Source organism: Falsiphaeobacter marinintestinus, from assembly GCF_007923355.1.
Lineage (GTDB): Bacteria > Pseudomonadota > Alphaproteobacteria > Rhodobacterales > Rhodobacteraceae > Phaeobacter_A > Phaeobacter_A marinintestinus.
On sequence record NZ_VOGO01000014.1, the window covers coordinates 1 to 26,235 of the forward strand.

A 26,235-nucleotide genomic window follows, 5' to 3' on the forward strand; every position below is an offset into this window, starting at 1 on the left:
CCTGCAGAAAGGGTCGTCCGAAGTCTGAACCAGATCATTGAATGGCGCGGACAACCGCAGGCAATTCGTGTCGATAATGGACCCGAATATGTCAGTGGCACGCTCATGGCATGGGCCCAAAAGCGCAACATTCGGCTTGAATACATCCAGCCGGGCAAGCCCCAGCAGAACGCCTACATTGAGCGTTACAATCGCACCGTTCGCGGCGAGTGGTTGGGTCAGTACATCTTTGAAACCATCGAGGAGGCACAGGACCAGGCAACGGAATGGCTCTGGACTTACAACAACGAGCGACCCAACATGGGCATCGGCGGCATCACACCCGCAATGAAACTGAAAGCAGCCGCCTGAATTCTACGGCTGGACCCCATTAAAAATGGGGGGATTACCGTCGGGCGCATTTACCATAACCTGAGCGTTCGAAGCTATTACGATGCCGATGTATATCACTGCAAGGATTAGACCGATTAGCAATCCGTGTATCTGCCACCCAAATGCGCCGACCGCCAGTGGGAATAGCTTGGTCAACGGATTTGGTTCGAAGCCCTGCATAACATACTCCCAAATAAAGCTCCCAAATAAAGATTTAGCATTGGCCTAGCGCTCATCATTTTGCCAAATTGGCACCAATTTAAACGCTGTTGTGTTCGCACTCAAGCCATTGATCGCCTAGGATGCAGTAAGATAGGTGAGTGTCCGCTCTGGTGAAGCTGCACCGCGGCGATCAAGAATGAGTCGAAGTTCCGGTTTGGGCCGGAAGCGGTAGTAGCGTGTTCGCAGATAAACGGCATTTTGTCCCACGTTTCTGCCGTTGTTGAGTCGGTGAATGAATGTCCTGTCAAAGTCATCCCCTGCATGTCGGTCAGGTTGCCCGCACGTTGGACATCCTGTTTTTGAACCATGCCTGTTACGATCAAGACGGGGATGTCGGATGGGGCGTCGTCTGCGGTGAATCGCCCCGCGTTAACCAAATTTTGCGCCGCAGCCTGCGCAATCGGGTCAAATCGTACGAAACCGGGTGCAGAGTCCCCAATCCGGGATATAGGCGCATTTCATGTATCCCGATTTCGTACGAAAGCGGCGGGAAACCCTCCGATTTGCATGCGTCCTTAAGTGGCGCAGCCCTGCATAACCCGTCCCGAATTGTGGATTAACCGGGCGAACGCTCCTAGGCGCGGTAGAACAGATATCGGTCTGGCGCGATGGTGTCAGGTCCTTTGATCTGCTCGAATCCGACCAGCGGCTGGCCCGACACAAGGTATCCGCCGGGTTGCATGATCGCCGCGATCAGCGGGCTCAGACGGGCCGATTCAGCCACGTCGTTGTCTTTGATCCCAGATCCGAAATCGTAATGCGCCAGGGCGATTTTTACCCCTGTTTCCCGCAGTTTACGCAACATCGGTTCGGCTTCACCCTGCAGGAAATCCTCGGCCGGGGGGGTGCAGGACGGATGGCATTGCAGCACCCGGTCCATCACCCAGATGCGGCGGTCCGGCAGGATTTCACGCAGATGGTCATAGGTGCGCCCGTTGCCCAGCCCGAAATCGACCACGTCGCCCTCGATCCCGGTAATCTGGTCCGCCATCCAGTTCAGCCCATCCCGCTGAGCAGCCAGACGGCGAAGCATAGAATCCAATCGACTCATAGGGTTAGATCCTTTTTGGTTGCAGCAATCCACGGACGCACGGGCCCGGCCATCAGTCGGGTCACAAGCGCTGCCATGAACTCCCAGATCGCGTCGTCATGTGCAAGGTGATGCGTCAACAGGCCATAAGGTTCCGCGTTGTCCGCCCGCCCTTCGCGTCGGTCCGCCAGTTGTCCAGCGATCTGCGCGATCAGCCGATCAGGTGCCACCAGCGACCGGCTGCCCTTCCAGTCAATCGGATCCAGATGCGTGTTGATACAGGCCAGACCCGGCGCCGCCATCGCCGCCTTGCGCGGCGTGAAAGTCGACATTGCGGTATACCCCAGCGCTGGCAATCCGATCACAACCTCGGGCGCGATGCGGTTCCAGGGGGGCACGAACATTTGCCTCAGACTATCACCGAACAACGACGTCAATCGCTCAAGCCCAGCCCTCGCATCTTCCAACGCCGCCGCCGTTGGCCTGTGCGCTCCGAACTCAGCTTTCTTCTCGCCCAGAGGCGCATGGTTGCGATGCGCCCAACCGTGCACAACCGGGATCAACGTCGGGTTGGCCCGTACTGCCGCCACCAGAGCGGGCGTCGCGCCCGATGGAATGATGGCCAGATGAACGTTCAGCCCGGTCTGGTCGGACAGAGCGGTCAAGCGACCAAGCGCCGCCGTCGGCGCTACGGCATCGTCGTCGCGCCACCAGACGGGCAAGGTCAGGCCCTGCTCGGTCCACATTGCCAGTTCGGCATCCAGAGAAGACCAATCAAGTGTCATGACCGTGCCCTAACCATCCTGCAAGCGATTGAAACGGATTGCTCTGCCCCGTCGAAACCCAGCGAAAGATCCTGCCGAGGCCCTTGCTCAAGCACCTGAGTGACCGCCAGGCGCAAGGCATCCGGTGTCATTTGTGCACTTCGCAGAACCGAAAACCCGGTCAGGGCGGCGAGGCTTTCGGCGCGCAGCCCCTGTTCGACCTCGTTGCCTGCGTCAAAGGGGATCAAAACCGACGGCGTTCCGGCCTGCAACAGATCCAACGCCGTATTGTACCCGCACATGCTGACCGATGCCGCCGCGTGTTTCAGCATCTGGCGAAAATCGGGCCGGGCCGGTTCGATGATCGTTGCTGTGCCTTGCGCCTGCTCACGCAACGCCGCAATCCGGTCGCCAGCATCGCTTCCTCCGACCAAAAGCCGCCAGCGCGCGTCGGGCATCAGTCGGGCCGCATCGACAGCGGTTTGAAACAATCGTGTCCCGACTGAGCCGCCCCCGGCACTGACAAGGATCTCGCTGTCGCCCGCGCGGTCCGGATGCACGCCAGCCGCCGGAGGGGCGACATATCCGGTATACCGCAGCTTGTCCCGCAGCATCTCTGACACTGGCCAACTGCGCTCCAGCCGGGTGGTCTGAGGATCAGAATGCACCAGCACAGCATCATAAAGCTGTTCGATAATCTGGTCAGCCCGCTCGGCCTTGGCCGGTTTCGATGGCGGGGCAAGGATGTCCCGGATCGATGACAGAACAATGGGCCGGTGTGCCATTGCGTGGGCGGCGTTGAGCACATCCAGAAACTCTTCCGACAGGATGCGGCGGCCAAAGGGGAACAGTTCGGTGATCAGGATATCGGGCTGAAAGCTGGTCAGAGTGGCCTTTTGCACGGCCTGCCGTTCAGCCAACAGGGCGTCGTTTACCCGCCCGCCATGTTGGTCCAGCAACGTCGTGAAATTGGTCCCATCGGATCGCAAAGGCGGCAACTGGATGATTTCCACACCTGAATGATCAAGCTGCGGCGCGGGCATTCCCCCCGAACACAGCTTTACAATGTGCCCATCAGCGGCAAAGGCCCGGGCAAGGGTCAGCGCGCGGCTTAGATGGCCGGTTCCCAAAAGATGCGTGACGCTGATCAGAACCTTCACGATGCAGCCGTTTCTCGGATCAGGCGAACAGGGTCCGGTTCAGCGCTCAGGCGTGTCCCGTCGACGTGCAAAACGAACAACCGGTTGCGTTTGATGCGGAACGGGGCGGGTCCGTCGAAATCCCATCCATGGGCGCGGGCCAGCAGAATGCGCATGATCCCGATATGGCAAACGACAACCGCGTCGGATTGCAATGACGCCACCCATGGCTGCAGGCGGGACCACAGATCAGCGGGGCTTTCGCCGCCGGGCGCATGATAGTCCCAGCCCCAATCTTCGATATGCCGGAACCCGCTGTTAGGTGTTTCCAGCAGGTCGACACCGCGCTGGCCTTCCCATTCACCCCAGTTCATCTCGGTCAGTTCAGGCGCGATGCGAGGGGCACGGCCGCTGACAATCCGTGCGGTTTCTTCGGCGCGGCCCAACGGGCTGGACCACAGATCGGCTGAATCCCATGGCGCTGGCAAATGGTACTGTGCCAACTCGGTGCGCGCATCGTCATCCAGAGGGATATCACTTGCGCCCTGAATGCGTCCGGCGCGGTTCCATGCGGTGTGGCCGTGGCGCAGCATTGCCAATCTTATCATGCGTGATCCTCCAGAAGCGGCGCGACGACGGCCCAGAACCGGTCCGTTGCAGCGGGGCGCAGATGGCTGGCCTGCACCATGTCCCGCGCGGCGGCCCCGGTTTTGCGGCGCAGGGCCGGGTCGGTCAAAAGCGTATCAATCTTTGCGGCAAGGGCAACCGGCCCATCTTCGGGCGCTGGATATGAACCGGGCAGGATCACGTCGCGCACTCCGGGGCGGTCCTGCGCGATCACAGGAACTCCGGCGGCCTGCGCTTCCAGATAGACCATGCCGAAGCCTTCATTGACACCGGGCCACAGGAAAGCTCCCGCGTTTGCATAAACATGCTTCAGCGCCGGGCGATCAAGTTGGCCAAGGAACTGCACGCGCTTGCCAAACTGGGCCATCATCGCTTCGACCTCGGACCGGGCAGAGCCATCGCCGACGATGTCCAGCCGCCAATCGGGCGCGGTCAAGTGCGGCAGCGTGTCGGCGATCACCCGGTACGACGCCAACTTATCCCCGTCGCGCATCATCCCAACGGTCAGCATTGGACCCGTGCAATCTGATGGTTTGGGCAGATCTTCATCGGGCAGAAACGGTGGCAAATGCGCCAGGGTCTGATGCGCCAACCGGTCTCGTTCTAATGCGAGGCGATCATGGGCCGTCAGGTAGAACACCACATCGGCGGCATCGCAGGCCTCTTCAGCCGATTTGGCAAACCCGGCCCAACGCCCGGTCAGGCGGCTTTTGGCGCGCGAGGCTTCGATTTGTACATAAGGTAATCCCCGCGCCTTGCAGACGGCGGGGCCAATCAGATCGGGGACCTTGTAATAGTTGTGATAGGTGACCCACAGGTCGGTGTTGGCAGGCAAGGTTTCGATCAGACGGGCGACCTCGGCCTTGGCAGCCTCGCGCAAGGCGTCCTGTTTGACGGCATCGCCTTTGGAATCCCGCAGGCGCAGGTTTGACACCAGATCGACCTGCGCGCGGTTTGCGCCAATGGCAGTGATCAGATTGCGGGCCATTTCGCGGTCGCCAGACGGGACAGGGTCATCGGGCGGCTTCATGGGGGCGAAAAAGGCGACCCGCGTCATGGTTTAACCGTCCAGCAATGCTGTCAGACGGGATGACAGCCGCGCGATGCCGGGGTCCATGCCGAAGTCTGCGATCAGCCGGTCATAAGCGGCGTCGGCCATGCGCGCAGAGCCTGCAGGGTCGTGGGCGATCTGGGTCATGGCGGCGGCCAGCGCGTCGGGTGCGTCATCCGCCAACAGCCCATGCGTGCCGCTATCGATAAACTCGGGGATCGCGGCGACAGCGGTCGACAGGATCGCCAGTTTTTGCGAGGCCGCTTCCATCAGCACATTCGGCAACCCGTCGCGATCGCCATCCGATGCAATCCGGCTGGGCAGGGCGAACAGATCGGCGCTGCGCATGGCATCGATCACCTCGGGCTGATTGCAGGCGCCGCGCCATGTAATGCGGTCGCCAATCCCAAGGTCAGCGGCCAGAGCCTCCAGCGCCGTGCCAAGCGTGCCGCCGCCGATATGGATCCAGTGCCAATCCACGTCGTCGGGCAACATGGACAGCGCCGCGACAAGCCTGTCAAAGCCCTTCTTTTCGACCAGTCGGCCAACCGAAACGATGCGAAACGGGTCATTGACCTGTCGCGCAACGCGCGTGGGTGGTGCCGGAAACCGGGTCAGATCCAACCCGTGATAGATCAGATCAACACGACCCGGATCATCCGCCAAAGATTGCAGGTGTTCGGCGCCATAGGCTGTGCAGGTCGCCCCAAAGGCCGCGCCATGGGTCGTGGCGGTCAGCTTTTCGCGTTTTTCCCACTCGGGCGAGGTCCAGATGTCTTTGGCATGGGCCGAAAAGCTCCATGGCAGGCCGCGCATGATCGCAGCATATCGCGCGACCGAGGACGGCGTGTGCATGAAATGCGCATATAACGCTCGGGCGTCGCCGGTCAGCTCTGCGGCCAGAACACAGGCCTGCCCGAACCGGCGAATGCGGTTGTGGGTCAGATCGCGGCGCAGATCTGCGCGCCAAACACGATACGCCTCGGCATATCCCGGCAAGGTCTGCGCGACAGAACGGGCGGCCCAGACACGCTGCGGTTCATCGTACAGATACTCGGGCAGGTAAAACACCCGCGCATTCAAGCGGTCATGCAACGGATGGCGCTTGGTGTCCGTCGGGTGGCGCAGGGACCAGATATCGAACCGGTGTCCGGCGTCTTCCAGCGCAACAAGTTCCTGCGCGATAAAGGTTTCGGACAAGCGAGGCCAGCCCTTGACCAGAACGGCAAGCGGGGGATCGGTGGGTGTCATGAGGGGTTTGACGTCTCGTCCTGGCCCAGAAGGGCGGCAATGCGGCGGGTCACGCAGTCGAGCCCGTCAAGCAATCCGTCGCTGCCCGATTCCGAGGGCAGTTGTTGATCGGGCAGGGCACGAATGGCACGGATCATCGATTGCGGGGACAACCCGTCGCGGGTTTCTTCCAGCATGCGGACAAGGCCAAGATCTTCGGCGCGGCTGGCGCGTATCCACTGTTCAAGGCGCGGGACGGTGCGGGGCACGATCACGGCGCGTTTGTCGAACGACAGCACCTCGCAGAAGGTGTTATAGCCGCCCATGCACACAACGCTTTCGGCGCCGGCAAACAAGGTCTCAATACGGGATTCGAACCCGACAGCCGTGACACGGCCATTCAGCTTCTCAACCCGCGTTTCAAAATCATCCCGGGTTTCGCCCGACAGGAACGGTCCGTAAACCAGCACCGCACGTGGCGACAGATCCGGGTCTTGCTCATAAGCTGACAACACCAGATCAACCATTGCGCGGCCATCTCCACCGCCACCAGGTGTAATCAGCACGTAAGGTTGTTCAGGCGGATCCCCGACATCGCCCAGATCGCGGCGCAAATAGCCGGTCCAGCGGATACGTTTCTGCGCAGCCTCCGTCAGATCAAGCCCGGCGGTCGGATCATAGATCGACCGTTGTCCGTAAACCCAGATTTCATCGTAGTAGGTTTCGGTTGCCTGCAGCGCGCCCTTGCGTTCCCACTCGACAGCCAGAACCTCGGGTTCATCCAGCACGTCGCGCAGCCCCAGGACAATCTTGGTGCGTCCGGTTTCGCGGAAATGATCCAGCGTCGGGATCAGCTCACCACGAAACCCGGTCGGTTCCTTGTCGACGATCAGCACATCCGGGTCGTATTGTTTGGCCGATGTCAGGATCAGTTCCGACCGCAGTTCGGTGACGTCTTCGATGTCCAGCCCGATCGCTTGCGATGCATAGCTTCCGTCGCTCAGCTTGGTGACACCGGGCAGTCGGATATGGTCGACTCTGTCGGCAAAAGCAAAACGCCCGGCGACGGGCGACCCGGTCAGGATCAAGGCGGACGCGTCCGGGATGGCATCCGTAATCGCGGCCGCCAACGCGCGCGAGCGTCTGAGATGGCCCAGCCCGAACGTGTCATGGCTGTACAGCATAATGCGCGGCGCGCGCGCTTTGACAGGGGCATTTGGCTGAGAGGATGCGGGCAGGGTCATGAAGTTCACAGTCTGAGGTCCGAGCCCGCCTTGCCAAAAATTCCCTTGATATCGTAGAGAACCGCACCCGGTTTGCCCAAGGCCCGAATGGCGTCGCTGCCCATTTTCACGAACTCGTTATGCGCAACGGCAACGATTATGGCGTCATATGCCCCGGTATCTGGCGCAATGATGGGCGAAATCCCATATTCCGCCTGCACGGCTGCATCATCCACCCAAGGGTCAAACACATCAGCCGCGACTGAATATTCGGTCAATTCGCTGACGATATCGGCAACCCGCGTGTTGCGCGTATCGGCGCAGTTTTCCTTGAAGGTAAAGCCCATCACCAGCACGCGCGCCTTGCTGGGATCAATCCCGGCCTTCAGCAACGCCTTGATCAGTTCTTGCGTCACATGCACACCCATCTGGTCATTGATGCGCCGCCCGGCCAGAATCACCTGCGGGTGATATCCCATCTGTTCGGCGCGATAGGTCAGGTAATATGGATCAACTCCGATGCAATGACCGCCGACAAGGCCCGGCTTGAACGGCAGGAAATTCCACTTGGTTCCGGCGGCTTCCAACACTTCCAACGTGTCCAGCCCAAGGCGCGAAAAGATCAACGAGAATTCGTTGACCAAAGCAATATTCAGATCGCGTTGGGTGTTTTCGATCACCTTGGCGGCTTCGGCTGTCATGATCGAACTGGCACGGTGCAACCCGGCTTTGACCACAGGGGCATAGATCGCATCGACCCGATCCAGCGTGGCGTCGTCCTGCGCCGAGATGATCTTGACCACGTTTTCCATCGAGTGTTCGGCATCGCCCGGGTTCACACGTTCGGGCGAATAGGCCAGCCGGATATCGTCATACAGCGCCAGTCCGCTTTCGGTTGCCAGAACCGGTCCGCAGACGTCTTCGGTCACGCCGGGATAGACCGTGGATTCCACGATCACCAAGGCGCCGGGGGTCAGATATGGCGCAATCATCCGGCAGGCCGCCTGCAATGGGGTCAGATCCGGTGTCTTGGCATCGGTGATCGGCGTTGGCACGGCGATGATAAACACAGTGCAGCCTGTTAGCGCTTCAGGATCAGCGGCAAAACGAACCGAACTGGCCTTCAACGACGCTTCTGACACTTCGCCGTTCTTGTCCTGCCCATCCTGCAACGCCGCAACGTGGTCGGTGTCTGTGTCAAACCCCAGCGTCGAAAACCCGGCGCGCGCCAGAGCGACGGCCAGCGGCAACCCGACATAGCCCAGTCCGAGAACCGCAATCGATTCCTGCCCGGTTTGCGTTGCCATGGCCTGCCTCCCGTCCTGCCCCGTCTTGCGGGTTGCGCGCAGGTAAAGGGGTGCCTGCTGTGGGTGTCTATTGGATGCGCCCGGCCCCATCGGGCCGCGCTAGCGCCCAAATAGTGAAATCAGGGCAGGATGAAAACCTGTTTTTGACATGTGTATGATCTTGAAGGTGGGGCAATTGCGCCGGTATTGCGTGTCGAGTAGCGTGGGGCGAACGCCTGTCACGGGCTCTGGACGGAACGAATGATGAAAAGACTTCTGAGCCTGTGGATGTTGACGCTGGTTTTGCTTTTGCCAGCAGGCCAGATTTCGGCCCAATTGGCCCAACTGACGGGCAGCAAAAGCAAAGACACCAGCACCTTAAGTGATGCGATCCAGCAGGCGGCCGATGCCGGTGTCGGGGTGATCGTGATCGATGCCAACGGCCAGGTCATCACCACCAGTCCGACCAAACCGGCGCCAGCGGCTGGCGACGACCACAAAGATGGCGCGTCCCCGCTGATGGAAGCGCAGTCGCGCATGCATGAGTTTAACGAAACTTTGGATGAAAGGCTGGCTTCGCTGCCCGATTCGATTACCGAAGTTTCCTATATCCTGCGCGCCACCAGCCCTGACGGTCGGATTATGACCTATGCCTGGGTGCTGTTCATCAATCTGGTTCTGCTTGCGGTGTCGCGATACATCACGTTTCGGCTGTTCAGTATGCGGTTTGCCAGACAAATCGTCGAACCACGCATCCTGGAAGACCCGCAAGGCTATTCCGGAAAGATGCCGTTTTTGATCTTTCGGTTCATGCTCGGCGTTGCTGCCACGCTGATCTGCATCGTGCTAACCGCGCTTCTTGGTTTGATATTCTTTGGTCAGGTTGAAGATATCTCGGTCCGGTTCACGGTCACCGCGATTCTCGTCGCCTTTTTCGTGATCCGGGTCATATCGGATCTGTGGCGGATGATCCTGTCGCCGTTTCTGTCGCAATACCGGATTCCGAAGTTCACTGACCGTGAAGCGCTGCGGCTGTATCGCTGGGCCTGGATCCTTGCCACCTTTGACATTTCGGCGTTGGTGTTCAGCACGTGGATCGCAGATTTCGGACTGAACTATAACGTATATGCCCTTCTGTACGGCGTACTCTCGCTGATTGGAGCGGTGGGCACAGCGTTGCTTATCCTGTTCAATGCCGGGCCGATCTCTCGCGCCATCCGCAACGGTAAAGATGCCGATCAGGTTGGCTGGCTCACCCGCTTTGTGTCGTTTGCCTGGGCCCCTCTCGGGTTGATCTATGTGGTGTTCAGCTGGCTTGAACTCAGCTTTGATCTGGTCACCGAGAATGACATTTCCCTGCCGCTGGTCGCCGGATCTTATGGGATCCTGCTGCCGATTGTTGTTGTCTATGGCGTGATCAATTTCGTGATCGAGCGGTATTTTGACCGCGCCCGCGAGGTCAATCGCCTGAAGTCTGAACATGACGCCCAAGAGGTGGCGGACGGACTGATGCCTGTCACCGTCCGGCGGCACGATTTGTCCACCTTCGAAGACCTTGCGCGCCGGGTTGCTGGCATTCTGGCCTTCGTTGCCGGATCACGGGTGCTGATCTTTCTCTGGATGCCAGATATCGATCTGTCTGACGACACGTTGCTCAGCCGCATGATGGATGTGTCGATCGTGCTGTTTCTCGGCTATATCGTTTACCATGCCTTCCGCATCTGGATCGACACCAAGATTGACGATGAACTGGTCGACGGCCAACCAGCCGAAATGGGCGACGAAGGCGGCGAGGTCACTGTCAGTCGTCTGGCGACCCTTTTGCCCCTGTTTCGGGGTGCGATCCTGTCGGTGGTCGTCGTTTCGATCAGCCTGATTATTCTGATGGAGCTGGGTATCAATGTCAGCCCGCTGTTCGCAGGTGCTGGTGTTGTCGGTCTGGCCGTCGGCTTTGGTGCGCAGACCCTTGTGCGCGATATCTTCTCGGGTGCGTTCTTCCTGATCGATGATGCGTTCCGCAAGGGCGAATACATCGATATTGGCGATGTTAAGGGCACGGTCGAAAAGATCTCGGTCCGTTCGTTCCAGCTGCGCCACCACCTTGGCGCGCTGAATACGATCCCGTTTGGTGAGATCAAGGTTCTGACCAACTATTCGCGCGACTGGGTGATCATGAAACTGCCGCTGCGGGTCACTTATGACACTGACGTTGAAAAAGTACGCAAGCTGATCAAGAAGTTGGGGCAGCAGTTGCTGGAAGACCCGGTGATCGGAGAGAACTTTATCCAGCCGCTGAAATCGCAAGGCGTGATCGAAATGCAGGACAGCGCCATGATCATCCGGGTCAAGTTCATGACCAAACCCGGCGATCAATGGCTGGTGCGCAAGAAAGTCTATCAGGACATTCGTGAACTGTTTGCCAAGGAAGGCATCAAATTTGCGCATCGCGAAGTCACCGTAAGGCTGGCCGATGGGGCCGAAACGGAAAATCTGACACAGAGTCAGCGCAACGCCATCACCGGCGCGGTCGAGGCCGCGATTGACGAAGATTATCTGGATGACATCGGGCCGGGCGGGGATGACCGATAGCCTGAGGGGGTTTTGATTGCCTAAACCCGCCTGCATTGATACCTAAGCGACGAAATTGGCAAGCCAGACACGGGTGACAGCAGAGTGCGTCTGTTCAAGAAGCGCCGGAAAGACCGGGAAGATCCAATTCAGCTGGAAGAAAGCGAAATCATCCGGCGCTGCATTCAGTCTGGTGATGTGGTTTTTGACGTCGGCGCGCATCACGGAGCGTGGTCCGAGGCGGTGCTGAAGCACCAAACACGGGCCGAACTGCACGTGTTCGAAGCCTCTGGCGCATCCCACATCGAAGTGGCGGACCGCCTGTCGGACCGTGCACAGGTCAACCACTTGGCCGTGTCCAACCACGTGGGTGAGACCACATTTCACACCTGCCGAGACGATGCGCGGCTTAGCTCGATCTATCGACCCAAGAACGCTGAAGAACAGATCCCGCCATCCGGGTACGCGGAAGAAACCGTGCCCTGCACGTCGCTGGATGCCTATTGGGGCGACGAACGCCGCCAGATCAACTTTCTAAAGCTTGATGTCAAAGGCGCTGAATACGATGCGCTGCGCGGGGCGAACCGCCTGCTCAGGCGCGGCCAGATCGACTATATACAATTCGAATACGGCGGCACGTTTCAGGATGCCGGTGTCACGTTGGAAAACGTCTGGTCGTTGCTGCGTCGCGCGGGCTACCGGATGTTTCTGGTCAAGGGCCCCAAGTTTAGCGAGCTCAAGACCTTTCAGAAATCAGACGAAACCTACCAGTTTTCGAATGTCTTGGCCGTGCATGGCCGTCTGGCCCCCATGTTTGCCGGAGAGCCCGGGGATATCACCCTGCGCACCGACGAAATCGTGCGCCACGGGATCGAACCGCGCGGTGTTTTGCGGGTCGGTGCCCATCAGGGGCAAGAAGTCGATGCGTTCCGCAAGCTGGGTCTTAGCCCTATCGTGTTGGTCGAGGCTGACCCGGCTCTGGCTCAGGGGCTGCGCGACACATACAGCGACGATTCCAACATAATCGTCATCGAAGGTGCCGCGTCGGACAGAGATGGCACGGCAGAGTTCAATCTAGCCAGTAGTGATCAGCCCGGACTGCCCGTCGCGTCGACCATGCCGGAAGAGAAAACCACGGTTCAAACCTTCAGGCTGGACAAGGCGCTGGCCGACGCAGGCGTTGATGCATCGCGCCTAAATCTGGTCGTGATGGACAATCAAGGCGCTGAACTGAAGGCGCTGCGTGGCGCGTCCGATCTGTTGCAGCATGTCGACGCAATCCAGCTTGGAGTATGCTATGACGCGCCGACTGATGGCCGCGCGCTGATTTATGACATCGACGACTTTCTGGCCGAGGCTGGCATGGAGCGCGTGCTGACCATGACGCCCGACTGCCGCGAGCGGGGCGATGGTCTATATGTCCGGCGTCCGATGGTCACTGACAGCCGTCTGGGCGAAATGGGTCGATTTGCCAATCAGGTATACCAGTACATGTTCCTGCGCTGCTATGCTGAAGAACACGGCTACGATTTTGCCAACCCGCCGTGGATCGGTGATCAGCTGTTTCATGTTCAGCCGGGCACGCCTGATGTGGCCAAGATGGCGTTCTCGGTCGAACAACAGGGATTGCGGCTGAACGATTGTAACATCGCCAATGCGCCGGTGACCTTTCCGAACACTGATATTCTGGGCTATTTCCAGTACGACATGCGGTACTACGCGCCCTACAAGGATATCGTCCTGCAGGACCTTGCGTGGCGTGCGCCCTATGCAGCACGGGCTGCACAAATCCGCGCTGCTTTTGATGCAGCACCCGGTCCGGTTGCGGCCATTCACCTGCGGCGCGGTGATTATGGGTACAAATATTTCTTCATTACGCCCAATGAATGGTACGTCGATTGGCTGCGCGACCTGCGTACAGAACACCCCGATCTGTCGGTCTATATTGCCACGGATGACCCTGAAGCGGCGGCGACGGATTTTGCCGAATTCAACGTGATCTCGGCGACCGATCTTGGCCTGAGCGATCATGAGCCCGAGTTCTTTGCTGATTTCACCGCACTGTCCTGTGCGGATTATGTCGGTGTGGCCAACAGCAGCTTTTCGTTCCTTGCGTCACTGTTGAACGGGCAGGCGCAGGGCTTTGCGCGGCCATCGCTGCTTGAGCGTAAGATGATCCCGTTTGATCCCTGGACCTCTGAGCCGCTGCTTTATGACACCACTGCCGAAAAAGCGGGCGACGAATTCATGAGCGACAAGGAAAAATCCCGCTCCAAGCATCGCATCCGCAAGTTTTTTCGCGGCCGAAAATGACGGCGGATCTGCCGATCTTTGTGATCAATCTGGACCGCGTCCCTGACCGGATCGAAGAAGTGCGCGCACAATTCGACGCGGTCGGGCTGGCGGATCACGTCCGGCGTTTTTCTGCGGTTGATGCCAGCGCGGCTGAGTTCACGGCGCCTGGATATGCGCCCGCATCGTGGCATGACCGGTGGAGCCTGCTTGCCTCAGAACAGGCCATCTTCGAAAGCCACCGGGCGGTCTGGCAGAGGGTGATCGACGACGGGCTGCCGGGGGCCGTGATATGCGAGGACGACATCCTTGTTTCGGACAGCTTTCCAACCTCGCTCGCTTCGCTGGAGCTGGAACGGTTTGGTATCGTAAAGCTTGATGGGTTCTATGCGGCCCGCCGGTATGGGCCACCAGAAGCCATGGAGACCGTGTCGGTCCGCCCAATCTGCGAACATGTTCCCAGCGCGGCTTGTTATGCGATCTCGCGCACGGCTGCTGCGGCGTTGCTAAGCGACAGCCAGCAGTACTGCATGACGCTTGATGACTTCGCGTTTATGCCCCGCGCTGGCATCCACCCAGCCCAGATTTTCCCGGCCGTGGCTGTTCAGGCGATGTGTGTGGCCGATGCAGGCGTGGTTCGGGTGATGGCCAGCAGCGAACGCGGGGGGGATGCCATGCGGGCAGGGGGCAAGGCCAACAAGGGGCCGGTTCTGTTCCGCCTGCGCAAGGAACTGACCCGATTGAAGACACGGCTATCCCGCAAGATGGGGGGCGACACCGCCCTGCTGGCGGCAGGCGGTATTATCGCGCGGCCCGACCTTGCGCCGGACCTGCCACCATACCGGCAATAACTCAGCTTTGATACGGGTCCAGCGAATCCCGCAGACCGTCGCCCAAAAAGTTGAACGCCAAAACGATAATGATGATCGGCAGCATCGGAATTGCGGTCCAGGGATAGATCTCGATCGACGCCAGGTTTTGCGCGTCGTTCAGCATGACCCCCCAACTGACCGCCGGCGCCCGCAGGCCCAGCCCCAGAAACGATAGTGCCGTTTCCCCAAGTATCATCGCCGGAATCGACAAAGTGGCCGACGCGATCAGATGCGACATGAAGTTCGGCAACAAATGCTTGCGGATTACCCGGCTGGAACTTGCGCCCATCATCTCGGCCGCGCGCACGAATTCTTCTTCCCGAAGGCTTAGGAACTTGGCGCGTACGGCACGGGCAAGCCCCGGCCAGTCAAGGATTCCCAGAATGATCGAGATGATGAAGAACACCGACACCGGCCCCCAGTTGGACGGCACAGCGGCTGACAATGCCAGCCACAATGGAAGCTCGGGCAAGGATCGCAGAATTTCGATGACACGGTTGATGACCCAGTCGATCCGGCCGCCGAAATACCCGGCGATAGATCCGAACAGGATGCCAAGGAAGAACGACACTGAGATCCCGATCAAACCCACGGTCAGCGACAGTTGCGCGCCATACAGGATACGGCTGAACACATCGCGACCCAGCCTGTCAGATCCCCACAGGAACAGCGTCGCGCCGTCGGGCGGGCAGAACAGATGCGTGTCCGATTTGATCAGCCCGGCCAGCCGGTATTCGCCGCCTTTACAGAAGAACTCCAGCTTCAGCGGGTTCGACAAGTCAGGCACGAATTTCCACTGGAACGTCTCAAGATCCGCCTCAGCCGTCATCGGATAAACAAACGGCCCCAGGAATTCACCTTCGTGCCAATAGTTCACTGATTGCGGCGGGGAATAGAGGTGCTCAGACTGACGCTCATTCGGCGTATAGGGCGCGATGAAGCCCGCGACGGGCAGCATCAGATAACACAGCAGCAGGAAGACGCCCGAGATCAGCCCCAGTTTGTGTTGCTTGAACTTGCGCCACACCAACAGCCAGTTCGGCGCGTCCAGATCGGCGCGTTCAAGGGTCTGAATGCTGGCTTGCGGGTCATAAGGCGCGTCATCGACATAGCGACCATCGGGCAACTGGGTCATGACTCGCGCCCCTCGTACCGTATTCGGGGATCAAGCAGTACCAGCAGAATGTCCGAAATCATCGTGCCGATCAGGGTCAGCAAGGCGACAAACATCAGCACGAAACCGGACAGAAACTGATCCTGCGTTTTCAACGCGGTCAGCAGGGTCGGCCCAATGGTTTGCAGGCCCATCACAACCGACACCAGAACCGATCCCGATACCATCGACGGCAGCAGGTTCCCGATGTCCGCGACAAAGGGGTTGAACGCCACCCGCAAGGGGTACTTGGCCAGCATCCGGCTCGGCGACATGCCCTTGGCGATGGCGGTTTCGACGTATGGTTTGCCCAGTTCATCCAGCATGTTGGCGCGTAGGCGCTGCATCATGGCAGACGCGCCAGCCGTGCCGATCACGATGGTCGGCACGATCATGTGGACCGAGATCGATTTGATCTTTTCCCAACTCAGCGGCTGACCCTCGAAAATCGGGTCCATCAGGCCGCCGATCGGGATGTTGAGGTATTTTCGTCCGTAATAATACAAGATCAGCGCCAGCAGAAAGTTCGGTGTGGCAAGTCCCAGATACCCGACAAAGGCCGAGGTATAATCGATCCACGTCCGCGACTTCGCCGCAGCAATCACGCCCAAAGGCAAGGCTACGGCATAAACAAAGATGATGGCGGCCACGTTAACCAGCACAGTCAGCCACAGGCTGTCGCCGACGATATCGCGCACCGGGCGGTCAAATTCGAACGACCAGCCGAAATTGCCCTGAACCAGCCCCGAAAACCCATGCGGCCCCGGCAAAAAGCCGATCCAGATCATGTATTGTTCCCACAGCGCGCGGTCCAACGCGTATTCCTTGCGCAGGAATTCGGCCTTGGCCACCCCGGCAGACTGACCCGAGGCGCGCAGCTCGGCGATCTGATTGCTCAGGTAATCGCCGGGCGGCAGGTTGATGATGAGAAACACCAGCGCCGACACCGCCCACAGGGTGAGCAGCATGGTCCCGAAACGGAAGATGGTATAGCGCAGAATGCTCATCGGTTGGTCTGGTTACCCGCCATTTTCAAAGAAGAACTCGTCGGGACGGTGAATCCCGAAATGCGCACCCGGATCCCAGGCCCACATGCCTTTTTCCGGAACGTTGCGCAATTGGCGGTTCACCACGATCGGCTGCGGAGCCTCGGCCAATGTTCCGATGCCATATACCTGATCGGCGTGAATCTCTAACATCTCGCGCCACGCGGCGGCACGTTGATCATCTGTTGTTGCGTGCTCCCATTCAGAGACCAGTTCCATCAGGCGCTGGGCTTCGGGAAGATCAGGCGGTTCGCCTGCTTCGCCGCCAGTCTGATAATACTGTCCCCATTTCGGCCAGGCGAAAAACACCTGATCTGTCGGGGCAAGGTAGGCGGGCGAGGTATAGACCTGCGGGATACCGTTGTCCCATCCGAACCAGACGGCGGCCATCGTGGTACCGCTGTACACCCGGTTGCGCAGAATATCGCGGTCCAGCGGGCGCATCACCAGTTTGACACCGATTTCGGCCCAGTTGTCGGTGATGATCTGCAACGCATTTTCGACTTCCTGACGTTCACCTGCGGTTTCGATCACGATTTCCATGATGCGACCATCGGGCAGAGTGCGATAGCCATCCTTGGTGCGCCCGTCCAAACCGGCCTTGTCCAGCAAGGCGTTGGCCTGTTCGATATCATACTGAGACCAGGCTTCGCGCAGTTTCTGGTCGAAGAACGGGCTTTGCGGTAGCACCGTCATTGCGCCCGGTTTGGCCAGCTTGAAATACAGCGCCTGATTGATCGTCTGACGGTCAATGGCCAGCGACAGCGCCCGGCGCACCCGCACATCGCGCAGAACGGCGCGCCACGCGTCATCTTCATAGTTCAGGTTCGGATAAATCGCGATCTGCGACGCAACACCTGTGGGCCACAGCAAGGTGCGATAATTGCCGCCCTCGCTTTCACCCTTTTTCAGGATCGACGTATTGCGGAAATCCAGACCACGCCCCTGAAGATCGCTTTCGCCAGCGTTGGATTTGGCTGCGACCAGACCGGCTGCCACAATCTCCATCTCGACGACGTCGATATAGGGCAACTGAACGCCCTCGCTATCGATGCGGTGATAGTATGGGTTGCGCACAAAAATGTGGCGGATCTTCTTGCCCGACGTCGCGTTCATCCACGGCTGCAGTGTCGGCAGTTCGTGATTGTCGTATTTGTACATATTGTCGAGCTTGTTGTGCAGCGCTGCCCAGCTTTTCACCCGCGCATCATCGACCAACGCCGCGATGGACGCAGGATCTGCGTATTTCTCGTGGTATTTCTTCAGAAAGGTCGAGGGGCGATAGATAAAGGGCGGGCGGGCCTGCGCCAGCGTCTGCAAAAAGCTGGGGTTCGGGGTGGTCCATTCCAGCACCACAGTGGTGTCGTCCGGGAACGTGATGACCGGCGGCTGACCATCGACAAGCAGGAAGTCAGGCGGACCAGCGGGGCTTAGCGATGGATTGTTGGCGACATCTTCCCACCAGTACCGGAAATCTTCGGCCGTGAACGGGGTGCCGTCCGACCATTTGTGGCCGGGCCGCAGACGCAGGGTGAACTTGCGGTTGTCTTCGTTCTCGAACGACTCCAGCAAATCGGCTTTCAGCTCATAGTTCTCGTCATACCCGATCAGCCGGGAATAGCCGTAAACGACCATCTGGCGGATATCTTTGCTGCGGGTGACCATGGTGCTTAACGTTCCGCCGGGGGTGCCCAGCACACGGCCCTTCGCCTCAAGATCGACAACCAAAGGCATGTCGGGCAGGCGCTCATCGATCGGGGGCAGATTGCCGCTGTCGACCTCTTCTTTCCAGAAAATGCTCTCCTGCAGCGTGTTCGCGGCCGCGGCGGCCAGTGGCGACAGGGTCATGGCCAAAACGGTCATGGCGGCGGGGATCAGGGATCGGGTCGTGTCAAACATGGCTGCGTACCTTGTGACCGGGTTCAAGTTCGATAAGCGACGGTATCACCTCTCCCGAGAAACGGAAGGCTTCCGGCCAACTGTCGGGGGAACCTGCCCCCTGAGCGACCAGTTTAAGGTTGATGGGCCGTTCGATATCCGGCGTGGGTTGAGCGGCGATCAACGCCTTGGTATAGGGGTGTTTTGGGTTGTAAAACAGGGTCTCGGGCGGGGCTTGTTCCACCACCAGCCCCTGACGCATCACGGCCACTTCGTCGGCGATCCGCGCGACAACGGCCAGATCATGCGAGATGAACAGATAAGACAGGTTCATCTCGTCGCGAATATCTTCCAGCAGCTGCAAAATTTGCTCCTGCACGCTGACATCCAGCGCCGACGTCGGTTCGTCACACACGATCAACCGCGGGTCCAGCATCATCGCCCGCGCAATCGACAGGCGCTGACGCTGACCACCGGAAAACGCATGTGGAAAGCGTTTCAGCATGTCGGGGTTCAGACCGACCTGCTTAAGCATTTCGGTTGCGCGGTCACGCTGTTCAGCACGGGTGCCGATGCCATGCACCTCAAGCGGTTCAGTCATCGTATCCAGAATCCGCATCCGGGGGCTCAGCGACGAATAGGGGTCTTGAAACACCATCTGCGCTTCGCGTTGAAACGCGGTGCGGACAGATCGGGACATGTTGTGGACCGCAATCGGTTCACGGGCCGGATCCGGGCGAAACCAGACTTCTCCACCGGGATCTGGTGGCTCGGCACCCAAAGCGATTCGCGCAGCCGTGGTTTTCCCCGATCCGCTTTCCCCGACAATAGCCAGCGTCTTGCCGCGTGGCAGGTTCAGGTCGATCCCGCGACAGGCGTGGATCAGGACATCAGGCCGCCAGGCCGACCCGGCCCGCATCTTGTAGGTCTTCGAGACATTCTTGATCTCGAGAATAAGGTCTTCTTCGGGCAGCGGCGGCGCAAGTTTGGGATTGGCGGGTATCGTCGGGGCGGCGTCAAACAACTGTCGGGTATAAGGGTGCGCCGGAGATTTCAGCAGCGGTTCAGCGGCGCCGGATTCCATGACCCGACCCTTGTGCATCACCACGACTTTTTCGGCCATGTTCGCCACGACGCCCAGATCGTGGGTTACCAGGATCATCGCCATCCCGGTTTCTTTCTGCAATTCCTTGATCAGGCCCAGAACCTGCGCCTGCGTGGTTACGTCCAGCGCGGTGGTTGGTTCGTCCGCGATCAGCAGATCGGGTTTCGCCACCATCGCCATGGCGATCATGGCACGCTGACGCATGCCGCCGGACAATTCGAACGGGTAAGATCTGTAAGCGCGTTCGGGGTCAGGAAAGCCAACGCGATCAAAGGTCTCAAGCACCAGACGCTTGGCCTCGCTTTCGCTGTTGCCACGGTGCAGCCACAGGACTTCGCTGACCTGATTGCCGATCCGGTGCAGTGGCGACAGGGATCGCATCGGTTCCTGAAAGATCATCGACACCTGATTGCCGCGCACGTCACGCAACTGACGTTCGCTCAGCTTGGTCAGATCATACACACCGTCATCGGTGTTCAGCGTGACCGATCCGGTACGGATTTGAGCGGTGCGGGGAAGAATACGCAGGACCGCGCGGCAGGTCACGGTTTTGCCGGATCCGGATTCCCCAACAATTGCAAGGGTCTCACCCGGATTGACGTCAAAACTGACGTCGCGCACCACCGCGTCACCTTTACCAAACCCAATGCTTAGGTTTTCAACAGACAACAACGGACGCATTCAGCCACGCTCACCCTGCCGACCAAACGAGTTCGTCAATTCACATCCCCATCAATATTGTTCGATTACCATCGCTTGCCCGCCATCCATTAGTCAAACCCCAATTCCGGAGAATCTCAAAGGTTTGAAGATTTCCGGTCGAGTGTGGCCTACACATTACCCCCGGTATTTGGCATGAGGGGGCAGCTAGCCAGTCAACCCAAGGAGGACGCCGCGTGAGCCGTCTGGATGTTTTTATTGACCGAATGGTGTCGCAGCGCGCCAGCCTCGACTTTGGGATCGCCGAAACGGCGGCGATGGACGGACCTGTCTTCGAGCTGGGTCTGGGCAACGGGCGCACTTATCACCACATGCGCGAAACCATCGAGGGGCGTGACATCTATGTGTTCGAACGCGCCGTGGCCTCGCATCCTGATTCGACACCTGACGATGCGTTTCTTCTTCTGGGTGAAGTCACCGATACCCTGCCGCAGGCGCTTGAACAGTTTGGCCCGACGGCCAGCCTGATCCATGCTGATCTGGGCGGTCATAACCTTGCCAAAAACGATATCTTTGCCCGCAAGGTGTCTCCGCTGATCGAACCTTTGCTGGCCCCGGGCGGTCTGATGGTGTCCAGCGACCGGATGTATTTCGAAAACCTGACCGAGTTGCCGCTGGCCCCCGGAGCGGTCGAAGGCCGCTGCTTTATCTATCGCAAGTGAGTCCGGTCTCAAGCGACAGCCAGGTCCAGGTGACCCCGGCCCGCTGATTGCCGGGCTGGATCGACTGGGTATCGACCCGGTCGCGCAAGGCCATCCCGGCCTTGGCCGCCGTGGACAACGTGCGGTCCAAAGAAATCGGCAGCACCGGGCGGCCCTGTACCCCGGGACCATGGCGCAGCGACAAAACCATACCCGCAGACGGTGCAAGCATGCTGGCAATTCGGGGCAGAGCAATGGCGCGCTCTGGATCCGTCAGATGCTGCCACACGCCGTTTATCAGGCAAAATCCGAACCCGGTCGCCGTGGTCTTTGCCAGATCCGGCAGGCAATCGTCGATCCAGTCGACACCGTCGCAGCGTCTGGCCTGACCTGCCGCGCGAAACGCATCAACCGGTTCGATTGCCGTCACACGGTGTCCCAGTGATGCCAGCCACCGCGCATCCCGCCCGGTCCCTGCGCCAATATCGATGATGTGGGTGGGGCTTGCCGGAAACATATGCCGGACAGGGGCGAACAGGTGATCGCAGTCAATCGCATCATAGGGCGCAATCAGGTTGTCCGCCGCGTTGGCATACCCGGCCCGTACCTTCAGCCCAAATTCCTCAACGTCACCCATGCAAACGGGGTTCATTCAGATCAAAAAGACAGCGTCGAGATTGCGACATATCATCCGGTGTAATGGCAATGTTGCAGTGCCGGAAGAGCGCCGCGTGCGAAACTACGAAAAAAATGGCAAAGGTGGGCGGTCAGTTCCATCCTGCAAGAACGGAGTCGAATTCTAATGAGTGAGCGCATGCAAAATGTCCCCTTTGACCAACTTGAGGTCGGGATGGTGGCCGAACGCACCCGAACGCTGAAGGCCGAAGACCTGTACGTGTATGCCAATTCGTCGGGCAACGTGAACCCGATGCACCTGCCCAAGGAAGACGGAGATGGCGACGGCCAACCCGAATCGGTCGCACCGGGCATGTGGATTGCCTCGTTGATCTCGGCAGTGCTGGGTTGCAAGCTGCCGGGGCCCGGCACGCTGTATCATGCCCAAACCCTGCGTTTTGTCGGGCGCGCCCATGCCGGTGATGAGCTGACCTGCAAAGTGCGCCTGACCGAAAAGGGTGATGACCGTCTGGTCAAGTTCGACACATGGGTCGAAGACGGCGATGGCACCCGTATACTTGAGGGCGAGGCCGAAGTTTTTGCGCCCGATAAATCGATGAGTTTCGAGGCCAGCGACGTGCCGGGTCTCACCGTTCAGCAACACGTCCACTTTGATCGCCTTCTGACACTGGCCGAACCCCTGCCGCCGATCCCCACTGCCGTGGTCGCCCCCGAATCCCCGGATGCGCTGGCCGGGGCAATCTTGGGGGCCAGGCACACGCTGATCGATCCGATCCTGATCGGCCATGCCGACCGGATTGGAGAAGCTGCCGAGGCCGAGGGTATCGACCTGAGCCCCTATCGCATCGTCGATATGCGCGATCATCGTCTGGCCGCACAAGAAGCCGTTCGGATGGTACTTGATAAAGAGGCCGCCGCCGTGATGAAGGGGCATCTGCACACCGACATCCTGCTGGGCGAAATCGTCAAACGCGAGGGCGGGTTGCGCAAGGGTGGCCGCCGTCTCAGCCATGTGTTTGTGATGGATGTACCCGGGTTGGATCATTTGCTGATGGTCACGGACGCCGCGATCAACATCGCGCCAGATCTGCACACCAAAGCTGACATCGTACAGAACGCCATCGACCTCGCCATCGCGCTGGGCATCGAACAACCCAAAGTCGGCGTTTTGTCCGCGGTCGAGGTCGTGAACCCGGCGATTCCGTCCACACTTGATGCGGCGGCTCTGTCGAAAATGGCGGATCGGGGCCAGATCACCGGCGGTCTGGTCGACGGCCCGCTAGCGATGGACAACGCCATCAACCTTGCCGCTGCGGCGACCAAGGGCATCACATCGCTGGTCGCGGGTCGTGCCGAAATTCTGGTCGCGCCCAACCTTGAATCCGGCAATATGCTGGCAAAAGAGCTGACCTTTCTGGCCCATGCCGAGGCCGGTGGCATTGTCATGGGGGCGAAATGCCCGGTGATCCTGACCAGCCGGGCCGATGACGATCAGGCGCGTCTGGCCTCCTGCGCCATCGCGGCCTTGGTTGCGGAACGGGGGGCAAAATGACAACAATCCTGACGCTGAACGCTGGCAGTTCCTCGATCAAGTTCGGGGTCTATCGGGCCGGTGCCGAACCTGACCTGATCTGTACGGGGCAGGTCGAAAACCTTGGTCCCGTTGCCCGGTTGATCCTGAAAGGCGACACGCGGCAGGAAACCGATATCGGCCCTGCTGATCATGCGGCTGGCGTGCGGGCCATTTTGACAGCGATTGAACCCTATCTTGAGGGCGAGCAGGTTTCCGGCGTTGGTCACCGCATCGTCCACGGCGGCAAAACCTTTGGTGCGCCGGTTGAACTGACCGATGATGTGCTGGACCAACTCCGCGCTTTGTCGCCACTTGCCCCATTGCATCAGCCGCACAATCTGGCTGCCGTCGACGCCGCCCGAACCGCCTTTCCACAGGCAATCCAGATCGGGTGTTTCGACACCGCCTTTCACAAGGGCCATCCCTTTGTGAACGACACTTTCGCCCTGCCGCGTCGTTTTTATGACCAAGGCGTGCGTCGCTATGGGTTTCACGGGCTTAGCTATGATTACATCACCTCCTGCCTGAAACGCGACTGGCCCGAGCTTGCCAAGGGCCGCGTCGTGGTTGCGCATCTGGGCAACGGGGCGTCGATGTGCGCAATCAAGGACGGGCACAGCATCGGATCGACCATGGGGTTTTCCGCGCTTGATGGCCTGCCGATGGGCACGCGCTGCGGCCAGCTGGATCCGGGCGTTCTGCTGTACCTGATGGATCAGGGTATGGGTCCCGAGGAAATGACCCGTATCCTGTACAAGGAAAGTGGCCTGAAAGGCCTGTCCGAACTTAGCCACGACATGCGCACTCTGTTGGCCAGCGATGATCCCAAGGCGGGCGAGGCGATTGACTATTATGTCTTCCGCATCCGGCGTGAACTGGGCGCGATGACGGCTGTTCTGGGCGGTCTGGACGGCATGGTGTTTTGCGGCGGCATCGGTGAAAACGCGGCAGAAGTCCGCGCGCGGGTGATCGATGGCATGGGTTATCTGGGTCTGACCTTGAATGCCGCCGCCAACGCGCAGAACGACACGGATATCGGGGCGGGTCCGGCCGAGGTCCTCGTGATCCGAACCGACGAAGAACGGGTTATTGCGCGCTCGGTCGCAGACGCATTGGCCTAAGCCACCCTGATCGACGTGGCGTTACCAGATCCGGCGCAGATCGGGTCTGGGCGAACCCCGGCTTTTCTGTATCCTGCCGTTAAATGATCGGGAGGATCTTTCATGCTGTTCTACGACTGCTCTACGGCCCCCAGCCCGCGCCGGGCTCGCATGTTCATCGCTGAAAAAGGGCTTGCAATCGAAACCCGCGAAGTGTCGATCATGAAGGGCGAACAATTGTCAGCCGACTTTCTGGCCGTAAACCCACGCGCCACCGTGCCCGTGCTGATCACCGAAACCGGCACCGTTCTGGGCGAAAACCTTGGCATTGCCGCCTATCTCGAAGCGGCGTTTCCCGAACCTCCCCTGATGGGCGAAACCCCAGACGAAAAGGGGTTGGTGCTGATGTGGAACGCCATGGTCGAACAGAACGGCGGCCTGCCGATTGCCGAAACCCTGCGCAACTCCAACCCCCACATGAAAGGCCGCGCCATTCCGGGTCCTGAGAATTATGAACAGATCCCCGAACTGGCCGCCCGTGGCCGCGCCCGTGTCGCCAAGTTCTTCGATCTGCTGGAAGAGCGGCTGCAAGACAGCCCGTATCTGGCCTGTGACCGGTTCACGCTGGCCGACATCACCGGGTTCGTGATGGTCGACTTTGCCCGCGTCATCAAGGAACGCATCCCCGAAGCCAACACTGCGACGCAAGACTGGTTCGACCGGATCAAGCAACGCCCTAGCGCATCGCTGTAAGCCGTGCCAACCTGACCCTGACAGAAGGCTGTACATGAGCGTTATCGGTTTCATCGGCACGGGACACATAGCGGCCCCCATGGCGCGGTTTTTGTCAGGCAAGGGGCATCGGATCAACGTGTCCGACCGCAACGCCAACGTCGCGCAGTCTTTGGTAAACAGCATCGGGGCCAGGGTTCTGGACAATCAGGCGGTTCTGGACGCCAGCGATATCGTGTTCCTTTGCCTGCGCCCACACGTGGCCCAAGCTGTTTTACGCGATCTGACCTTTCGCGCTGATCATCGCATCGTATCGGTCATGGCCGGTGTCCCGCTTGCCACGCTGACCACGCTCTGCGCCCCGGCCTCGGACTTTACACTGACGATCCCGATCGGGTTTCTGGAACAAGGCGGCTGCCCTTTGCCCGCCTGTCCCCAGCCCGATCTTCTGGCCAGCCTTTTCGCCCCGGAAAACCCGGTGATCGGGGTGGCAACCGAAACCGGTCTGAACGCTCATTTCGCGATCTGCACCATGGTGCCGGGGATGCTGGACCTGATGGCCACCGCCGCATCCTGGCTGGGTGACCAGACCGGCGACCAGAACGGGGCTGCCGCTTATACCACGCAACTGATCGCCGGTTTTCTGGTGGCCGTTCAGGGGCGTGACGACAAAGTACTGGCCCGCGAGCGGGACGCACTTGCCACGGATGGCACGATCAGCCTGCAAATGGTCGAGGCATTGCGCGACGACGGCGTGCACGACGTTTTATGCGATGCATTACAGGCGATCAGCGCGCGACTGGGCGACTAAGCCACGGCGATTGTCCCGCCAAGGGAAACAAAGTGGTCCCGACACAGCTTTTGAAAATTGGTTAACACCCGTGCATACTGGCATGGAGCGCATATCGCGAATTTTCTTGCCGGACGAGCGGCCAGAGACAAACATGAGTCTAATTAAGACTAAAAGTAATGTTT

The 26,235-nt window shown here is 59.6% G+C and carries 22 protein-coding genes; 9 read left to right on the forward strand and 13 right to left on the reverse strand.

The genetic code is table 11. The features are described 5' to 3' along the window. The coding region (locus tag FOY56_RS20645) for an integrase core domain-containing protein (RefSeq protein WP_146348053.1) at nt 1-351 on the forward strand (351 nt) is incomplete at its 5' end. An 817-nt stretch (nt 352-1,168) separates the two neighbouring features. On the opposite strand, the gene FOY56_RS20650 is transcribed toward FOY56_RS20645, so the two are convergent. Genes FOY56_RS20650 through FOY56_RS20685 form a run of 8 tightly spaced genes read right to left on the reverse strand, consistent with a single transcriptional unit; the run spans nt 1,169 to nt 8,965 of the window. Further along, nucleotides 1,169-1,645 carry a class I SAM-dependent methyltransferase gene (locus FOY56_RS20650; RefSeq protein WP_146348054.1) on the reverse strand — a complete coding sequence of 159 codons (477 nt, stop codon included), beginning with the start codon at nt 1,643-1,645 and terminating at the stop codon, nt 1,169-1,171. Beyond that, nucleotides 1,642-2,409 carry a polysaccharide deacetylase family protein gene (locus FOY56_RS20655; RefSeq protein ID WP_146348055.1) on the reverse strand — a complete coding sequence of 256 codons (768 nt, stop codon included), beginning with the start codon at nt 2,407-2,409 and terminating at the stop codon, nt 1,642-1,644. The genes FOY56_RS20650 and FOY56_RS20655 overlap by 4 nt, the downstream gene beginning before the upstream one ends. Further along, nucleotides 2,406-3,548 (reverse strand): glycosyltransferase family protein, encoded by a 1,143-nt coding sequence (locus tag FOY56_RS20660; protein ID WP_146348056.1) that lies wholly within the window; start codon nt 3,546-3,548, stop codon nt 2,406-2,408. Before FOY56_RS20660 ends, FOY56_RS20655 begins: the two co-directional genes overlap by 4 nt. Beyond that, on the reverse strand, nt 3,545-4,135 hold the full coding sequence (locus FOY56_RS20665; RefSeq protein WP_146348057.1) for a histidine phosphatase family protein: 591 nt from the start codon (nt 4,133-4,135) through the stop codon (nt 3,545-3,547). The genes FOY56_RS20660 and FOY56_RS20665 overlap by 4 nt, the downstream gene beginning before the upstream one ends. After that, nucleotides 4,132-5,211 carry a glycosyltransferase family 4 protein gene (locus FOY56_RS20670; protein WP_146348058.1) on the reverse strand — a complete coding sequence of 360 codons (1,080 nt, stop codon included), beginning with the start codon at nt 5,209-5,211 and terminating at the stop codon, nt 4,132-4,134. The genes FOY56_RS20665 and FOY56_RS20670 overlap by 4 nt, the downstream gene beginning before the upstream one ends. A gap of 3 nt (nt 5,212-5,214) precedes the next feature. After that, a complete protein-coding gene (locus tag FOY56_RS20675; protein WP_146348059.1) occupies nt 5,215-6,456 on the reverse strand; it encodes a glycosyltransferase family 4 protein in 1,242 nt (413 codons plus the stop codon). Beyond that, nucleotides 6,453-7,679 carry a glycosyltransferase family protein gene (locus FOY56_RS20680; protein WP_146348060.1) on the reverse strand — a complete coding sequence of 409 codons (1,227 nt, stop codon included), beginning with the start codon at nt 7,677-7,679 and terminating at the stop codon, nt 6,453-6,455. Before FOY56_RS20680 ends, FOY56_RS20675 begins: the two co-directional genes overlap by 4 nt. Before the next feature lie 5 nt (nt 7,680-7,684). After that, nucleotides 7,685-8,965, reverse strand: coding sequence for a nucleotide sugar dehydrogenase (locus tag FOY56_RS20685; RefSeq protein ID WP_146348061.1), 1,281 nt, complete (start codon nt 8,963-8,965; stop codon nt 7,685-7,687). 243 nt (nt 8,966-9,208) lie between these two features. Here FOY56_RS20685 and FOY56_RS20690 point away from each other — a divergent pair, with 243 nt between their 5' ends. The 3 genes from FOY56_RS20690 to FOY56_RS20700 all read left to right on the forward strand — a co-directional run bounded on the left by FOY56_RS20690 (nt 9,209) and on the right by FOY56_RS20700 (nt 14,655). Next, nucleotides 9,209-11,533 (forward strand): mechanosensitive ion channel family protein, encoded by a 2,325-nt coding sequence (locus FOY56_RS20690; RefSeq protein ID WP_146348130.1) that lies wholly within the window; start codon nt 9,209-9,211, stop codon nt 11,531-11,533. A gap of 84 nt (nt 11,534-11,617) precedes the next feature. Continuing rightward, complete coding sequence (locus FOY56_RS20695; RefSeq protein ID WP_146348062.1) at nt 11,618-13,825, forward strand: FkbM family methyltransferase; 2,208 nt, start codon at nt 11,618-11,620, stop codon at nt 13,823-13,825. After that, complete coding sequence (locus FOY56_RS20700; RefSeq protein ID WP_146348063.1) at nt 13,822-14,655, forward strand: glycosyltransferase family 25 protein; 834 nt, start codon at nt 13,822-13,824, stop codon at nt 14,653-14,655. The genes FOY56_RS20695 and FOY56_RS20700 overlap by 4 nt, the downstream gene beginning before the upstream one ends. Before the next feature lies 1 nt (nt 14,656). Here the strand turns inward: FOY56_RS20700 and FOY56_RS20705 are convergent, their stop codons facing one another. From FOY56_RS20705 to FOY56_RS20720, 4 genes are read right to left on the reverse strand one after another with little or no spacing between them, the layout of a single operon-like run. Beyond that, nucleotides 14,657-15,811 (reverse strand): ABC transporter permease, encoded by a 1,155-nt coding sequence (locus FOY56_RS20705; RefSeq protein ID WP_146348064.1) that lies wholly within the window; start codon nt 15,809-15,811, stop codon nt 14,657-14,659. After that, nucleotides 15,808-16,836 (reverse strand): ABC transporter permease, encoded by a 1,029-nt coding sequence (locus FOY56_RS20710; protein WP_146348065.1) that lies wholly within the window; start codon nt 16,834-16,836, stop codon nt 15,808-15,810. Before FOY56_RS20710 ends, FOY56_RS20705 begins: the two co-directional genes overlap by 4 nt. 12 nt (nt 16,837-16,848) lie before the next feature. Next, on the reverse strand, nt 16,849-18,774 hold the full coding sequence (locus tag FOY56_RS20715; protein WP_146348066.1) for an ABC transporter substrate-binding protein: 1,926 nt from the start codon (nt 18,772-18,774) through the stop codon (nt 16,849-16,851). Continuing rightward, nucleotides 18,767-20,539, reverse strand: a complete 1,773-nt coding sequence (locus tag FOY56_RS20720) for an ABC transporter ATP-binding protein (protein WP_146348067.1) — start codon at nt 20,537-20,539, stop codon at nt 18,767-18,769. Before FOY56_RS20720 ends, FOY56_RS20715 begins: the two co-directional genes overlap by 8 nt. Before the next feature lie 215 nt (nt 20,540-20,754). On the opposite strand from FOY56_RS20720, the gene FOY56_RS20725 reads away from it, so the two are divergent. Next, complete coding sequence (locus FOY56_RS20725) at nt 20,755-21,240, forward strand: class I SAM-dependent methyltransferase (protein ID WP_146348068.1); 486 nt, start codon at nt 20,755-20,757, stop codon at nt 21,238-21,240. Here FOY56_RS20725 and FOY56_RS20730 read toward each other — a convergent pair. Then, on the reverse strand, nt 21,224-21,856 hold the full coding sequence (locus tag FOY56_RS20730; protein WP_186766413.1) for a class I SAM-dependent methyltransferase: 633 nt from the start codon (nt 21,854-21,856) through the stop codon (nt 21,224-21,226). The genes FOY56_RS20725 and FOY56_RS20730 overlap by 17 nt on opposite strands. A gap of 177 nt (nt 21,857-22,033) precedes the next feature. On the opposite strand from FOY56_RS20730, the gene FOY56_RS20735 reads away from it, so the two are divergent. The 4 genes from FOY56_RS20735 to FOY56_RS20750 all read left to right on the forward strand — a co-directional run bounded on the left by FOY56_RS20735 (nt 22,034) and on the right by FOY56_RS20750 (nt 26,071). Then, a complete protein-coding gene (locus tag FOY56_RS20735; RefSeq protein WP_246139552.1) occupies nt 22,034-23,407 on the forward strand; it encodes a bifunctional enoyl-CoA hydratase/phosphate acetyltransferase in 1,374 nt (457 codons plus the stop codon). After that, nucleotides 23,404-24,549: an acetate/propionate family kinase gene (locus FOY56_RS20740; RefSeq protein ID WP_146348071.1), complete on the forward strand. Its 1,146-nt coding sequence runs from the start codon at nt 23,404-23,406 to the stop codon at nt 24,547-24,549. The genes FOY56_RS20735 and FOY56_RS20740 overlap by 4 nt, the downstream gene beginning before the upstream one ends. Before the next feature lie 102 nt (nt 24,550-24,651). Continuing rightward, complete coding sequence (locus FOY56_RS20745; RefSeq protein ID WP_146348072.1) at nt 24,652-25,281, forward strand: glutathione S-transferase family protein; 630 nt, start codon at nt 24,652-24,654, stop codon at nt 25,279-25,281. Then, complete coding sequence (locus FOY56_RS20750; RefSeq protein ID WP_342779819.1) at nt 25,187-26,071, forward strand: NAD(P)-binding domain-containing protein; 885 nt, start codon at nt 25,187-25,189, stop codon at nt 26,069-26,071. Before FOY56_RS20745 ends, FOY56_RS20750 begins: the two co-directional genes overlap by 95 nt. Nucleotides 26,072-26,235 lie beyond the last annotated feature (164 nt).

Coding starts and splice junctions, on each gene's coding strand:
- FOY56_RS20735 (WP_246139552.1), top strand. CDS start 22,034: ATGCAAAATGTCCCCTTTGACCAACTTGAGGTCGGGATGGTGGCCGAA.
- FOY56_RS20670 (WP_146348058.1), bottom strand. CDS start 5,211: ATGACGCGGGTCGCCTTTTTCGCCCCCATGAAGCCGCCCGATGACCCT.
- FOY56_RS20690 (WP_146348130.1), top strand. CDS start 9,209: ATGAAAAGACTTCTGAGCCTGTGGATGTTGACGCTGGTTTTGCTTTTG.
- FOY56_RS20685 (WP_146348061.1), bottom strand. CDS start 8,965: ATGGCAACGCAAACCGGGCAGGAATCGATTGCGGTTCTCGGACTGGGC.
- FOY56_RS20715 (WP_146348066.1), bottom strand. CDS start 18,774: ATGTTTGACACGACCCGATCCCTGATCCCCGCCGCCATGACCGTTTTG.
- FOY56_RS20720 (WP_146348067.1), bottom strand. CDS start 20,539: ATGCGTCCGTTGTTGTCTGTTGAAAACCTAAGCATTGGGTTTGGTAAA.
- FOY56_RS20740 (WP_146348071.1), top strand. CDS start 23,404: ATGACAACAATCCTGACGCTGAACGCTGGCAGTTCCTCGATCAAGTTC.
- FOY56_RS20705 (WP_146348064.1), bottom strand. CDS start 15,811: ATGACCCAGTTGCCCGATGGTCGCTATGTCGATGACGCGCCTTATGAC.
- FOY56_RS20680 (WP_146348060.1), bottom strand. CDS start 7,679: ATGACCCTGCCCGCATCCTCTCAGCCAAATGCCCCTGTCAAAGCGCGC.
- FOY56_RS20745 (WP_146348072.1), top strand. CDS start 24,652: ATGCTGTTCTACGACTGCTCTACGGCCCCCAGCCCGCGCCGGGCTCGC.
- FOY56_RS20675 (WP_146348059.1), bottom strand. CDS start 6,456: ATGACACCCACCGATCCCCCGCTTGCCGTTCTGGTCAAGGGCTGGCCT.
- FOY56_RS20710 (WP_146348065.1), bottom strand. CDS start 16,836: ATGAGCATTCTGCGCTATACCATCTTCCGTTTCGGGACCATGCTGCTC.
- FOY56_RS20730 (WP_186766413.1), bottom strand. CDS start 21,856: ATGGGTGACGTTGAGGAATTTGGGCTGAAGGTACGGGCCGGGTATGCC.
- FOY56_RS20650 (WP_146348054.1), bottom strand. CDS start 1,645: ATGAGTCGATTGGATTCTATGCTTCGCCGTCTGGCTGCTCAGCGGGAT.
- FOY56_RS20700 (WP_146348063.1), top strand. CDS start 13,822: ATGACGGCGGATCTGCCGATCTTTGTGATCAATCTGGACCGCGTCCCT.
- FOY56_RS20655 (WP_146348055.1), bottom strand. CDS start 2,409: ATGACACTTGATTGGTCTTCTCTGGATGCCGAACTGGCAATGTGGACC.
- FOY56_RS20665 (WP_146348057.1), bottom strand. CDS start 4,135: ATGATAAGATTGGCAATGCTGCGCCACGGCCACACCGCATGGAACCGC.